Below are 14336 nucleotides of genomic sequence, written 5' to 3' on the forward strand. Positions count from 1 at the left end.
TGATAATGCGATGAAAAGAAAATTGTCCTGGATTTGTGCGGCGGTAATAGGATTAAGCGCGTTTCCTGCTTTTATGACGGCGGCGGCGCCTGCTACGCCGCCATTGATAAATGCTGAACCCACCGAGCCTGCGCAGTCGCCCGCAACTGAGGCGCCCGTCGTGACGCAGACCGCGCCTTCGCGCGAGGTCAAGCTGACCTTTGCGCAAATCGCGCCGCCGCCGGGCAGTATGGCGCTGCGTGGCGTTAACCCTAACGGCGGCATTGAATTTGGTATGCGCAGCGATGAAGTGGCGTCGAAAGCGGTGCTGAATCTGGAATATACGCCCTCGCCGTCGCTCCTGCCGGTTCAGTCGCAGCTCAAGGTTTATCTCAATGATGAACTGATGGGCGTACTGCCGGTGACAAAAGAGCAGTTGGGGAAAAAGACGCTGGCGCAGGTACCTATCAATCCGCTATTTATCACCGACTTTAACCGGGTGCGGCTGGAGTTTGTCGGCCACTATCGCGACGTGTGTGAAAACCCGGCCAGCAGTACTCTGTGGTTAGACATCGGGCGAAATAGCGCCCTGGATCTGACCTATAACATGCTGGCGGTGAATAACGATCTGTCCCACTTCCCGGTGCCGTTTTTCGACCCGCGGGATAACCGTCCGGTGACGTTGCCGATAGTGTTTGCTGATATGCCTGATTTGGCGCAGCAGCAGGCGGCTTCTATTGTCGCGTCCTGGTTTGGATCGCGGGCGGGCTGGCGCGGTCAGCGTTTCCCGGTGTTGTATAATCACCTGCCGGATCGCAATGCGATCGTGTTCGCCACCAACGATCGACGCCCCGATTTCCTGCGCGATCATCCTGCGGTTAACGCGCCGGTTATCGAGATGATGAGCCATCCGGATAATCCGTATGTGAAGTTGCTGGTTGTGTTTGGTCGAGATGATAAAGACCTGTTGCAGGCGGCAAAAGGTATCGCGCAAGGGAATATTCTCTTCCGTGGTTCCAGCGTGGTGGTCAACGATGTAAAACCGCTGCTGGCGCGCAAACCGTATGATGCGCCGAACTGGGTGCGTACCGATCGCCCGGTCACTTTTGGCGAGCTGAAAACCTATGAAGAGCAGCTCCAGTCGAGTGGGCTGGAGCCGGCGCCCATCAACGTTTCTTTGAATCTGCCGCCGGACCTCTATTTGCTGCGTAGCAACGGTATTGATATGGATCTCAACTACCGTTATACCTCGCCGCCGACCAAAGACAGTTCACGGCTGGATATCAGTCTGAATAACCAGTTCCTGCAAGCCTTTAGCCTTAACAGCACGCAGGAAACTAATCGACTCCTGTTGCGCCTGCCGGTACTTCAGGGACTGCTGGATGGTAAAACGGATGTGTCTATTCCGGCGCTCAAACTGGGGGCGATGAACCAACTACGTTTTGACTTCCGCTACATGAATCCGATGCCGGGCGGGTCGGTGGACAACTGTATTACCTTCCAGCCGGTACCGAATCATGTGGTGATAGGGGATGACTCCACTATCGATTTTTCGAAATATTACCACTTTATCGCGATGCCGGATTTACGCGCGTTCGCCAATGCGGGTTTCCCGTTCAGCCGGATGGCCGACTTGTCTGACACGCTGGCGGTGATGCCGAAGACCCCAACCGAAGCGCAAATGGAAACGCTGCTGAATACGGTCGGCGCCATTGGCGGGCAGACCGGTTTCCCGGCAATTAATCTGACCATCACCGATGATAGCGCTCAGATAGCCGACAAAGACGCCGACCTGCTGATTATTGGCGCTATTCCGGGCAAGCTAAAAGACGATAAGCGTATCGATCTGTTGGTGCAGGCGACACAAAGCTGGGTAAAAACCCCGATGCGGCAGACCGCTTTCCCGTCGATTATGCCGGATGAGGCCGATCGCGCGGCGGATGCGCAGTCCACCGTCACCGCCAGCGGCCCGATGGCGGCGATGGTGGGCTTCCAGTCGCCGTTTAATGATCAGCGCAGCGTGATTGCTCTGCTGGCTGATAGCCCGCGCGGTTACCAGCTACTGAACGACGCTGTGAACGACAGCGGTAAACGCGCCGCGATGTTTGGTTCCGTGGCGGTGATCCGCGAGTCCGGCGTTCACAGTCTGCGCGTTGGCGATATCTATTACGTCGGACATCTGCCGTGGTTTGAGCGGCTGTGGTATGCGCTGGCGAATCACCCGGTGCTGCTGGCGGTACTGGCGGCCCTCAGTGTGGTATTACTGGCGTGGGTATTGTGGCGTCTGCTACGTATTCTCAGTCGCCGTCGTCTCGACCCTGACCATGAGTAACGCATGATGACTATGCTGCGCGGATGGATAACGATGATCGTCATGCTGACGGCAATAAATGCGCAGGCGGCCTGTAGCTGGCCTGCGTGGGAACAGTTCAAGAAAGATTACATTAGCCAGCAGGGACGCGTTATCGATCCGGGCGATGCGCGAAAAATTACCACCTCCGAAGGGCAAAGCTACGCCATGTTCTTTGCCCTGGCGGCGAACGATCGACCGGCGTTCGCGCAACTGTTTAACTGGACGCAAAACAATCTGGCGCAGGGATCGCTGCGTGAACATCTGCCCGCCTGGCTGTGGGGGCAAAAAGATCCCGACACCTGGTCGGTGCTGGACAGCAACTCCGCGTCCGACGGCGATATCTGGATGGCATGGTCGCTTCTGGAGGCCGGTCGTCTGTGGAAAGAGACGCGTTATACCGAGGTGGGCACGGCGTTGCTAAAACGCATCGCCCGCGAAGAGGTCGTGAATGTGCCGGGGCTGGGCTCAATGCTGCTACCTGGCAAAATCGGCTTTGCCGAGGCGAATAGCTGGCGTTTTAACCCAAGCTATCTGCCGCCGCAGTTGGCGCAATACTTTAGCCGTTTTGGCGCGCCGTGGTCGACGTTACGGGAAACCAATTTGCGGCTTTTGCTGGAAACCGCGCCGAAAGGTTTCTCGCCGGACTGGGTGCGTTATGAAAGCAAGCAAGGCTGGCAGTTGAAAGCGGAAAAGACGCTGATCAGTAGCTACGATGCGATTCGCGTCTATTTATGGGCGGGAATGATGCATGATGGCGATCCGCAAAAAGCGCGTTTACTGGCGCGATTTAAACCGATGGCGACGTTAACGATGAAAAACGGCGTTCCACCGGAGAAAGTGGATGTCGTCAGCGGGAATGCGCAAGGGACGGGGCCGGTCGGGTTTTCCGCCGCCTTACTGCCTTTCCTGCAAAATCGCGACGCCCAGGCCGTGCAGCGACAGCGGGTCGCAGACCATTTTCCTGGCAGCGATGCCTATTACAACTATGTGCTGACTCTCTTTGGCCAAGGCTGGGATCAGCACCGTTTTCGCTTCACCGTCAAAGGTGAATTATTACCTGACTGGGGCCAGGAATGCGTAAGTTCACGTTAAGTCTCATGCACGCTTTTTTGCCGGCTGGCGGTCGAAACGCCTTACCTGGCAAAAGGGGCGTTTCTCGGGCATTGTTGGGGTTATCGCTTGGTATGGCGCTAACACCGCTTGCTGGCGCAGCGACCTCCGCGCAGCAACAGTTGCTGGAGCAGGTTCGGCTGGGCGAGGCCACGCACCGTGAGGACTTAGTCCGTCAGTCGCTCTATCGCCTGGAGCTGATCGACCCCAATGATCCACAGGTTATCGCTGCCCGTTTCCGCTATCTGTTGCGCCAGGGGGATAGCGACGGGGCGCAGAAGCTACTTGACCGGCTGGCGCAACTGGCGCCGGAGTCGACGGCGTATCAATCTTCCCGCACCGCGATGCTGCTCTCCACGCCGCAAGGACGCCAGTCTTTGCAGGAGGCGCGTTTACTGGCGACGACCGGCCATACTGAACAAGCGATCGCCAGCTACGACAAGCTGTTTAAAGGTTATCCGCCGGAGGGTGAACTGGCGGTCGAATACTGGACGACCGTAGCGAAATTGCCCGCCCGCCGTCACGAAGCGATTAACCAGCTACAGAAAATCAATGCCGTCAGTCCGGGTAATAACGCTCTGCAAAATGCGCTGGCGCAACTGTTGTTCGCCAGCGGGCGGCGCGATGAGGGATTTGCGGTGCTAAAACAGATGGCGAAATCCAGTACGGGACGCAGCGCGGCCTCCGCCATCTGGTACCAGCAGATAAAAGATCTCCCGGTGAGCGACGCCAGCGTAAAAGCGTTGCAAGACTATCTGACGCAGTTTAGCGAAGGCGATAGCGTGTCTGCCGCCCGCGCCCAGCTTAGCGAGCAGCAAAAACAGTTAGCCGATCCGGCGTTCCGTGCGCGCTCGCAGGGCATCGCGGCGGTTAATGCCGGAGAAGGCGGTAAGGCCATTGCGCAATTGCAGCAGGCGGTAAGCGCCCGGCAGGACGACAGCGAGGCGGTCGGCGCGCTTGGGCAGGCATACTCACAGCGTGGCGATCGCGCCCGCGCCGTCGCGCAGTTTGAAAAAGCGCTGGCGATGGCGCCGCACAGCAGCAGCCGCGATAAGTGGGAGAGTCTGCTGAAGGTCAATCGCTACTGGCTGTTAATTCAGCAGGGCGACGCGGCCTTAAAAGCGAATAATCTGGCCCAGGCGGAGCGTTTCTATCAGCAGGCGCGAGCAGTGGATAACACCGACAGCTACGCGGTGCTGGGGCTGGGGGATGTGGCGATGGCGCGCAAAGATAATGCCGCCGCCGAACGTTATTATCAGCAGACGCTGCGTATGGATAGCGGTAATACCAATGCTGTACGCGGGCTGGCGAATCTTTATCGCCAGCAGTCGCCGCAAAAAGCCGCCGCGTTTATCGCTTCTCTTTCCGCCAGCCAGCGGCGCAGTATCGACGATATCGAACGCAGTCTGGAAAATGACCGTCTGGCGCAGCAGGCGGAAACGCTGGAAAGCGAGGGCAAATGGGCGCAGGCCGCAGAACTGCACCGTCGTCGGCTGGCATTAGATCCGGGGAGCGTGTGGGTGACGTACCGACTGTCACGCGATCTGTGGCAGGCCGGGCAGCACGCCCAGGCCGATGCGCAAATGCGCTCTCTGGCGCAGCAGAAGCCAAACGATCCGGAACAGGTCTATGCTTATGGGCTTTATCTTTCCGGCAGCGATCGGGACCGGGCGGCGCTGGCGCATCTCAATACCTTGCCGACCAGCCAGTGGAACAGCAATATTCAGGAACTGGCGGGCCGATTGCAAAGTAACCAGGTGCTGGAAAGCGCTAACCGCTTGCGCGATAGCGGCAAAGAACGCGAAGCGGAAGCGTTGTTACGTCAGCAGCCTCCCTCTACGCGCATTGAGTTAACGTTGGCGGACTGGGCGCAGCAGCGTGGCGATAATGCGGCGGCCCGCGCCGCTTATGACGCCGTTCTGGCGCGGGAACCGGGTAATGTCGATGCCATGCTGGGGCGGGTAGAAATCGACATCGCACAGGGCGATAACGCCGCGGCGCGCGCTCAACTGGCGGCGCTGCCTGCGTCGCAAATCACCTCTATTAACATGCAGCGTCGCGTCGCGCTGGCGCAGCTCCAGCTTGGCGATATCACGGCGGCGGCGCGGACCTTTAACCGCATTACGCCGCAGGCAAAAGCACAGCCGCCATCAATGGAAAGCGCAATGGTATTGCGTGACGCCGCCGCTTTTCAGGCGCAAACGGGCGAGCCGCAGCGGGCGCTGGAGACCTACAAAGACGCAATGGTCGCCGCGGCGATTACGCCGGTTCGTCCCCAGGATAACGATACCTTTACCCGCCTGACGCGCAATGATGAAAAAGATGACTGGCTAAAACGCGGCGTGCGTAGCGATGCGGCGGAGTTGTACCGTCAGCAGGATCTCAATGTCACGTTGGCGCACGATTATTGGGGGTCGAGCGGGACTGGCGGCTACTCCGATCTGAAGGCGCATACCACGATGCTTCAGGTGGATGCGCCCTGGTCGGACGGGCGGGCGTTCTTTCGTACTGATATGGTGAATATGGATGTTGGCCGCTTCTCTACGGATGCGGATGGAAAATACGATAATAACTGGGGTACCTGTACGCTGGAGAAATGCAGCGGACATCGTAGCCAGGCCGATACGGGCGCGAGCGTGGCGGTCGGCTGGCAGAATGAGACCTGGCGCTGGGATATCGGCACGACGCCGATGGGCTTTAATGTCGTTGATGTGGTCGGCGGCGTCAGCTACAGCGACGATATCGGGCCGTTGGGTTATACCCTGAACGCGCATCGTCGCCCGATCTCCAGTTCGCTGCTGGCGTTTGGCGGGCAAAAGGACGCCAGCAGCAATACCGGCACCAAATGGGGCGGCGTGCGGGCCAACGGCGGCGGCATCAGTCTCAGCTATGATAAAGGCGAAGCAAACGGTGTCTGGGCGTCGCTCAGCGGCGACCAGTTGAGCGGTAAAAATGTGGAAGATAACTGGCGCGTGCGCTGGATGACCGGTTATTACTATAAGGTGATTAACGAGAATAACCGCCGCGTTACCGTCGGGCTGAATAACATGATCTGGCATTACGACAAAGATCTGAGCGGTTATTCACTGGGTCAGGGCGGTTATTATAGCCCGCAGGAATACCTGTCGTTTGCGGTGCCGGTGATGTGGCGGCAGCGTACGGAAAACTGGTCGTGGGAGCTAGGCGGCTCGGTATCCTGGTCGCACTCCCGCACCCGTACCATGCCGCGTTATCCGCTGATGAATTTGATCCCGGCGGATTATCAGGAGGATGCGCGTGACCAGACCAACGGCGGCGGCGGCAGTCAGGGATTTGGCTATACCGCGCGGGCGCTCATTGAACGCCGGGTCACTGCCAACTGGTTTGTGGGTACGGCTGTCGATATTCAGCAGGCGAAAGACTATACCCCCAGTCATCTGCTGCTGTATGTCCGTTATTCCGCAGCGGGCTGGCAGGGGGATATGGATTTACCGCCGCAGCCTCTGGTGCCTTACGCTGACTGGTAATCATTGCGTCAGGCCTACGAATTGACAGGCGTCGTAGGCCTGAGAAGTGCAGCGCCATCAGACGCTATCATTAACCGTTATTCAGAAAAGTCCTTTTCAGATACAGCCTCTCTTAATGCCGCTGCAATCGGGTATACTCAGGCGGCAGTCCGGGATATCCAGGGAGAGTCAATTTGCGCGTCAGCCGCTCGTTAACAATTAAACAGATGGCAATGGTTGCGGCCGTTGTCATGGTGTTTGTTTTTGTCTTTTGCACCGTTTTGTTGTTCCATCTGGTACAGCAGAACCGCTACAACACGGCTACGCAACTGGAAAGCATCGCGCGATCTGTTCGGGAACCTCTTTCTTCCGCGATTTTAAAAGCGGATCTCCCCGGCGCGGAAACCATTCTGGAAAGTATTAAACCTGCGGGCGTGGTGAGTCGCGCCGATGTGGTATTGCCGAATCAGTTCCAGGCGTTGCGTAAGCGCTTCATTCCTGAACGCCCCGTCCCGGTTATGGTGACGCGTCTCTTCGAACTGCCGGTACAAATTTCTTTGCCGGTTTATTCGTTGGAGCGTCCCGCCAATCCGCAACCGCTGGCCTACCTTGTATTGCAGGCGGATTCGTACCGTATGTACAAGTTCGTCATGAGCGCGCTCTCTACGTTAGTGACCATTTACTTACTTTTATCGCTGATCCTGACGGTGGCCATCGCCTGGTGCGTAAACCGCCTGATTGTGCATCCGCTGCGCAAAATCGCCCGCGAGCTGAACGACATTCCGCAGCAGGAGCTGATCGGACATCAGCTGGCGTTGCCGCGTCTGCATCAGGATGATGAAATTGGGATGCTGGTACGCAGCTATAACCTCAACCAGCAGCTTATGCAGCGTCAACGCGAGGAGCAAACGGACAACGCGATGCGTTTTCCGGTTTCCGAGCTGCCCAATAAAGCCTTTTTAATGGCGCTGCTGGAACAGGTTATCACCCGCCAACAGACCACCGCGCTTATCATCGTGACGTGCGAAACGTTGCGTGACACGGCAGGCGTGCTGCAAGAAACGCAGCGGGAGATTCTATTACTGACGCTGGTTGAGAAGCTGAAGTCGGTGCTGGCGCCGCGCATGGTGCTTACGCAGGTCAGCGGGTATGACTTTGCCATTATCGCCCACGGCGTTAAAGAGCCGTGGCACGCCATCACATTAGGTCAGCAAATACTCACTATCATTAATGAACGACTGCCCATCCAGGGTATTCAACTGCGCCCAAGCTGCAGTATTGGCATTGCGATGTATTATGGCGATCTGACCGCCGAAGAGCTCTATGGTCGCGCCGTCTCCGCCGCGTTTACCGCGCGCCGAAAAGGTAAAAATCAAATCCAGTTCTTTGACCCGGCGCAGATGGAGGCCGCTCAACAGCGCCTTACCGAAGAGAGCGATATCCTTACCGCGCTGGATAACCATCAGTTTGCCATTTGGCTGCAGCCGCAGGTCGAGATGCGCAGCGGCAACGTATTAAGCGCCGAAGCCTTATTACGTATGCAGCAGCCGGACGGTAGCTGGGAATTGCCGGAGGGGCTGATTGAGCGCATTGAATCCTGCGGCCTGATGGTCACGGTGGGCCATTGGGTGCTGGAAGAGTCCTGCCGCCAGCTTGCCGCCTGGCAGGAGCGCGGCGTGACATTGCCGCTCTCCGTCAATCTTTCCGCGTTACAGCTCATGCACCCTGGCATGGTGTCGGAGCTGCTGGAATTGTTAAACCGCTATCGTATTCAACCAGGTACGCTGATTCTTGAGGTCACTGAAAGCCGCCGTATCGACGATCCGCACGCTGCCGTCGCTATCTTACGTCCGTTACGTAATGCTGGCGTGCGTATCGCACTGGATGATTTTGGCATGGGTTACGCGGGGCTGCGCCAGTTACAGCATATGAAGTCGCTACCGGTCGATATCCTTAAAATTGATAAAATGTTTGTCGATGGGTTACCGGATGATCACAGTATGGTGACGGCGATTATTCTGATGGCCCGCAGTCTTAATTTACAATTGATTGCCGAGGGCGTGGAGAACGAGGCGCAACGCGCGTGGCTGGAACAGGCTGGAGTCAACGTCGCGCAAGGCTTCCTGTTTGCTCGGCCCGTTCCCGCGGATATCTTTGAAGAACGGTATCTGTCGCACGAAAATCCTGATTACAAAAGTTAAAAAAGGTCGCGCTTGTGCGAGCCAGCTCAAACTTTTTAACATTTTTGTTTCAATTATGATCCTGGCGCATTTCTGTCATGTTGTGTGGGTGTTATTTTAAGGCCGCAGGTTACTCATAACCTTACAAGACCTGTGGTTTTTACTTCAAGGACACCCTATGAAAACCTCTCTGTTCAAAAGTCTTTATTTTCAGGTCCTGACAGCAATCGCCATTGGTATTCTCCTTGGCCATTACTATCCTGAACTGGGCGCACAAATGAAACCGCTTGGCGACGCGTTCGTTAAGCTCATTAAGATGATCATCGCTCCTGTCATTTTCTGTACTGTCGTGACGGGCATCGCAGGCATGGAAAGCATGAAGGCGGTGGGCCGTACCGGCGCGGTCGCGCTGCTTTACTTTGAAATTGTCAGTACGATTGCGCTGATTATCGGTCTTATCATCGTCAACGTTGTGCAACCTGGCGCCGGGATGAACGTCGATCCGGCAACGCTGGATGCGCAGGCGGTGGCCGTTTATGCCGCACAAGCCAAGGAGCAGGGCATTATTGCCTTCCTGATGGATGTCATACCGGGCAGCGTGATCGGCGCGTTTGCCAGCGGCAACATTCTGCAGGTCTTACTGTTTGCGGTGTTGTTTGGTTTTGCGCTGCACCGTTTGGGCAGCAAAGGCCAGCTCATTTTCAATGTGATTGAGAGTTTTTCGCAGGTCATTTTCGGCATCATCAATATGATCATGCGCCTGGCGCCGATTGGCGCATTCGGCGCGATGGCCTTCACCATCGGTAAATACGGCGTCGGTTCTCTGGTGCAACTGGGGCAGCTCATTATCTGCTTCTATATCACCTGTATTCTCTTCGTGGTGGTGGTGCTGGGGACGATTGCACGGGTAACGGGCTTTAGCATTTTTAAATTTATTCGCTATATCCGGGAAGAATTACTCATTGTGCTCGGCACCTCCTCTTCCGAGTCAGCGTTGCCGCGTATGCTCGATAAGATGGAAAAACTGGGGTGCCGTAAATCGGTGGTGGGGCTGGTGATCCCGACGGGGTATTCGTTCAACCTTGATGGCACCTCTATTTACCTGACGATGGCGGCGGTGTTTATCGCCCAGGCGACCAACAGCCATATGGATATCTTCCACCAGATCACGCTGCTGGTCGTGCTGCTGCTCTCGTCAAAAGGCGCCGCGGGCGTGACCGGAAGCGGCTTTATCGTGTTGGCGGCCACTATCTCCGCCGTGGGCCATTTACCGGTTGCGGGACTGGCGTTAATCCTCGGTATCGACCGCTTTATGTCCGAAGCGCGCGCGCTGACTAACCTGGTGGGTAACGGCGTGGCGACGGTGGTGGTTGCCAAATGGGTGAAAGAGTTAGATCACCAAAAGCTGGACGATGTGCTTAATAATCGTGCGCCGGATGGCAAAACGCACGAAATTTCCTCCTAATCTCGCCACTTATGCCCGTAGTCCCTTCCAGGACTGCGGGTGTTTGCGCATAATTGACCCCTGCGCCCAAAGCATACAGCATGATGCTTAGGGATTATTTCACTTCTTCCGTGACATTTTTAGGTTCTCGCGGTCTAACACGAAGTGTTTTTACGTCATATTCAGGCATCCCTGCCGGGACTGTCTTTTTATTACCAGGATTGTTGATCAGGGGTTCACATGCAGGGCACAAAAATTCGACTCTTAGCGGGCAGTCTGTTGATGTTGGCCTCTGCCGGCTATGTGCAGGCAGATGCGCTCCAGCCCGATCCGGCATGGCAACAGGGGACGCTGGCTAATGGGTTACAGTGGCAAGTGTTGGCTACGCCTCAGCGCCCCAGCGATCGTATTGAAGTTCGTCTACAGGTTAATACCGGTTCGCTCACCGAAAGTACGCAACAGAGCGGGTTCAGCCATGCGATTCCCCGTATCGCGCTGACGCAAAGCGGTGGTCTGGATGCCGCACAGGCACGTTCTTTATGGCAGCAAGGGTTTGATCCGAAACGTCCCATGCCGCCTGTTATTGTTTCTTATGATTCCACGCTCTATAACCTCAGTTTACCCAATAACCGTAACGATCTGCTGAAAGAAGCGCTGACCTATCTGGCTAACGTCTCCGGTAAATTAACCATTACGCCAGAGACGGTGAATCATGCGTTAAGCAGCGAAGATATGGTTGCGACGTGGCCAGCAGATACTAAAGAGGGCTGGTGGCGTTATCGGCTGAAAGGGTCGGCGTTATTGGGGCACGATCCCGCGGAACCGTTAAAGCAACCGGTAGACGCAGCCAAAATTCAGGCTTTCTATGAAAAATGGTACACCCCGGATGCCATGACGCTGATTGTTGTCGGCAACATTGATGCGCGCTCCGTCGCCGAGCAGATCAATAAAACGTTCGGTACGCTGAAAGGTAAACGCGAAACGCCCGCCCCGGTGCCGACGCTTTCGCCGCTGCGGGCGGAATCAGTGAGCATTATGACCGATGCGGTGCGCCAGGATCGTCTCTCCATTATGTGGGATACGCCGTGGCAACCGATTCGCGAGTCGGCGGCGCTGTTACGCTACTGGCAGGCGGATCTGGCGCGCGAAGCGCTGTTCTGGCATATCCAGCAAGAGCTGACTAAAAATAACGCGAAAGATATTGGTCTGGGGTTTGACTGCCGGGTTCTGTTCCTGCGCGCGCAGTGCGCCATCAACATTGAATCACCTAATGATAAGCTCAATACCAATTTGAGCCTGGTGGCGAATGAACTGGCGAAAGTACGCGATAAAGGTTTGTCGGAAGAGGAGTTTACTGCGCTGGTGGCGCAGAAAAATCTCGAATTGCAAAAGCTGTTCGCGACCTACGCGCGTACCGATACTGACATTTTGACTGGACAGCGTATGCGCTCGCTGCAGAATCAGGTGGTGGATATCGCGCCGGAGCAGTATCAGAAGCTGCGTCAGAATTTCCTCAACAGCCTGACCGTCGATATGCTCAATCAGAATCTACGTCAGCAGCTATCGCAGGAGATGGCATTAATTTTGCTGCAACCGCAAGGCGAGCCGGAATTTAATATGAAGGCGTTAAAGGCGACGTGGGATGAAATCATGGTTCCGGCAACTGCCGCCGCTGTTGAAGCCGATGAGGCGCATCCGGAAGTGACGGAGACACCGGCGGCACAGTAAGCTGCCGCCTGCCGGCCCGGTAAGCGCAGCGCCACCGGGCAAGAGCAAATGACTTACTGCGGCATCGCGTCGTGCGGAATAATGGCCCCACGGTACTGAATCACCGTGCTGGCCGTCAGGTGTCCGCGCTTCGCGGCATCCGTCGCGTTGCCGCCCGTCAAACGAACGGCCAGATAACCGGCGCTGAAGGAGTCGCCTGCGGCAGTGGTGTCTATCACTTTCTCTTTCGGCAGTTTCACTGCCGGAACGTCAATGAGCGCCTCGCCCTGAATCGAGACCAGGCAAGAGTCCGCCCCGCGTTTTACCACCACTTCCTGCACGCCTGCCGCATGGGTGCGGGCAATGACCTCTTCCACCGGTTGCTGACCCCATAGCGCGTCTTCATCGTCCAGTGTCAGGAAGGCGATATCAGTGCATTCCAGCATCTTTTGATAGACCTGCTGCGTTTCTTCGCGACTTGTCCATAAACGCGGGCGATAGTTATTATCAAAAATGACTTTCCCGCCGTTGGCCCGACATTCACGCAATAAAGACAGCAGCTTATCACGGCTGGTCGGGCTTAAAATCGCGAGGCTAATGCCGCTCAGGTAGAGATAATCGAAGGTCGCCAGCGTCTCGCAGATAGCCGCTGACTGTTCGCTCTCCAGCCAGAATTTCGCTGCCGCTTCGTTACGCCAGTAGTAGAAGGTACGCTCGCCAGTGTCATCGGTTTCGATGTAATAGAGGCCTGGCAGGCGATTTTCCATCCGCTGCGTTAGCGAGGTATCCACATTTTCATGCTGCCACGCCTCCAGCATCTGTTGGCTGAAACTGTCGGTACCCAGCGCCGTCACATAGTGAACGGCCAGAGCGGCAGAATCGACCTGACGGGCAATATAAACGGAGGTATTCAGCGTGTCGCCGCCGAAGCCGCGCTGAACATCAGCGCCTTTCTGCGACAGCTCAATCATGCATTCGCCAATCACGGCAATCTTTTTAGACATAGTCGTGAACCTGATCTGTAAAAATTAGCGTTAGTGTGCGCTGTGGATGTTTAGTGGTCAATAATATTAAAACATCGGTCCATTATTTTTTTGAGCAAGTGCGTATTTTTGACAAGTTTCGGGGTCTGTTTTTATTTTGCCAGGGACCGAGGGTAAAGTTCTCTGCCTGAACGCCGATAACCTTTGACGAGTCCGGACAGTCACACTCCCATTAACAGGACAACTGAGATGATAAAGCAGGTTATCCAGCAGCTACGCGTTCCTGATGCAGGTATAGAGAATTTGCAGGAACGGCGCTATTGGCTGCAATGCGAGCGTGCCTATACTTACCAGCCGATATACCAGACGGATGGCCGTCTGATGGCGGTTGAACTTCTCACTGTCGTCACCCATCCTGATAACCCTTCCAGACGTATTGCCCCGGATCGTTATTTCGCGGAGTTAGCGGTTCGACACCGCATTGACGTAGTGAAAGAACAACTTCATCAGCTTGAACAAAAAGCGGATTTTTTCACTCGCCATCACTTATTGGCATCGGTCAATGTCGACGGCCCTACGCTGATTGCCATGCGACGACAGCCGGACATTCTGGCAGCGATGGAGCGCTTACCCTGGCTGCGTTTCGAACTGGTGGAACATATTCGTTTGCCGAAAGACTCCTCTTTCGCCTCGATGTGTGAGTTCGGCCCGCTGTGGCTGGATGATTTTGGTACAGGCATGGCCAATTTTTCAGCGCTGAGCGAAGTGCGTTATGACTACATTAAAGTGGCGCGCGAGCTGTTCGTCATGCTGCGTCAGTCCGCGGAGGGACGCAACCTGTTCACTCTGCTGCTGCAACTGATGAACCGCTACTGCCGCGGCGTTATTGTCGAGGGCGTGGAGACGCTGGAAGAGTGGCGTGATGTGCAGCGTTCGCCCGCCTTTGCCGCCCAGGGCTATTTTCTTTCTCGACCCGTGCCGCTGATATCGCTCGAAGAGGTGATTCTGACCCTGTAACGCCAGACTGTTCCCGTAATACGTGGTATTACGAGGCGCGGTCATCCTCCTTTTTCGTCTGGCTGAACTATCTTTAGG

The 14336-nt window shown here is 56.0% G+C and carries 8 protein-coding genes; 7 read left to right on the forward strand and 1 reads right to left on the reverse strand.

Annotation, left to right across the window (positions count from 1 at the left end; all coding sequences use genetic code 11):
* Positions 1 to 10: 10 nt before the first annotated feature.
* The 6 genes from bcsB (at position 11) to ABVM99_RS16945 (ending at position 12279) form a co-directional block, all read left to right on the forward strand.
* Positions 11 to 2311 (forward strand): cellulose biosynthesis cyclic di-GMP-binding regulatory protein BcsB, encoded by a 2301-nt coding sequence (bcsB, locus tag ABVM99_RS16920; RefSeq protein WP_023195890.1) that lies wholly within the window; start codon positions 11 to 13, stop codon positions 2309 to 2311.
* A gap of 3 nt (positions 2312 to 2314) precedes the next feature.
* Positions 2315 to 3424 (forward strand): cellulose synthase complex periplasmic endoglucanase BcsZ, encoded by a 1110-nt coding sequence (bcsZ, locus tag ABVM99_RS16925; protein WP_000988802.1) that lies wholly within the window; start codon positions 2315 to 2317, stop codon positions 3422 to 3424.
* Entirely contained in the window at positions 3406 to 6948 is a 3543-nt protein-coding gene (bcsC, locus tag ABVM99_RS16930) for a cellulose synthase complex outer membrane protein BcsC (protein ID WP_023195889.1), read from the forward strand. Before bcsZ ends, bcsC begins: the two co-directional genes overlap by 19 nt.
* A gap of 173 nt (positions 6949 to 7121) precedes the next feature.
* Positions 7122 to 9128 (forward strand): biofilm formation regulator HmsP, encoded by a 2007-nt coding sequence (gene hmsP / locus ABVM99_RS16935; protein WP_001266362.1) that lies wholly within the window; start codon positions 7122 to 7124, stop codon positions 9126 to 9128.
* 157 nt (positions 9129 to 9285) lie between these two features.
* Complete coding sequence (dctA, locus tag ABVM99_RS16940) at positions 9286 to 10572, forward strand: C4-dicarboxylate transporter DctC (RefSeq protein WP_000858228.1); 1287 nt, start codon at positions 9286 to 9288, stop codon at positions 10570 to 10572.
* Between the two features lie 219 nt (positions 10573 to 10791).
* Positions 10792 to 12279 carry a pitrilysin family protein gene (locus ABVM99_RS16945; protein ID WP_001163181.1) on the forward strand — a complete coding sequence of 496 codons (1488 nt, stop codon included), beginning with the start codon at positions 10792 to 10794 and terminating at the stop codon, positions 12277 to 12279.
* Between the two features lie 53 nt (positions 12280 to 12332).
* Here ABVM99_RS16945 and ABVM99_RS16950 read toward each other — a convergent pair whose 3' ends face one another.
* Entirely contained in the window at positions 12333 to 13262 is a 930-nt protein-coding gene (locus tag ABVM99_RS16950) for a sugar kinase (RefSeq protein WP_023195888.1), read from the reverse strand.
* Between the two features lie 228 nt (positions 13263 to 13490).
* Here ABVM99_RS16950 and pdeH point away from each other — a divergent pair, with 228 nt between their 5' ends.
* Complete coding sequence (gene pdeH, locus ABVM99_RS16955; RefSeq protein WP_000595624.1) at positions 13491 to 14258, forward strand: cyclic-guanylate-specific phosphodiesterase; 768 nt, start codon at positions 13491 to 13493, stop codon at positions 14256 to 14258.
* The last annotated feature ends 78 nt before the right edge of the window (positions 14259 to 14336 follow it).

Source organism: Salmonella sp. SJTUF15591 (assembly GCF_043356435.1).
Classification (GTDB): Bacteria; Pseudomonadota; Gammaproteobacteria; order Enterobacterales; family Enterobacteriaceae; genus Salmonella; species Salmonella enterica.

Coding starts and splice junctions, on each gene's coding strand:
- bcsB (WP_023195890.1), top strand. CDS start 11: ATGAAAAGAAAATTGTCCTGGATTTGTGCGGCGGTAATAGGATTAAGC.
- bcsZ (WP_000988802.1), top strand. CDS start 2,315: ATGATGACTATGCTGCGCGGATGGATAACGATGATCGTCATGCTGACG.
- bcsC (WP_023195889.1), top strand. CDS start 3,406: ATGCGTAAGTTCACGTTAAGTCTCATGCACGCTTTTTTGCCGGCTGGC.
- dctA (WP_000858228.1), top strand. CDS start 9,286: ATGAAAACCTCTCTGTTCAAAAGTCTTTATTTTCAGGTCCTGACAGCA.
- ABVM99_RS16945 (WP_001163181.1), top strand. CDS start 10,792: ATGCAGGGCACAAAAATTCGACTCTTAGCGGGCAGTCTGTTGATGTTG.
- ABVM99_RS16950 (WP_023195888.1), bottom strand. CDS start 13,262: ATGTCTAAAAAGATTGCCGTGATTGGCGAATGCATGATTGAGCTGTCG.
- pdeH (WP_000595624.1), top strand. CDS start 13,491: ATGATAAAGCAGGTTATCCAGCAGCTACGCGTTCCTGATGCAGGTATA.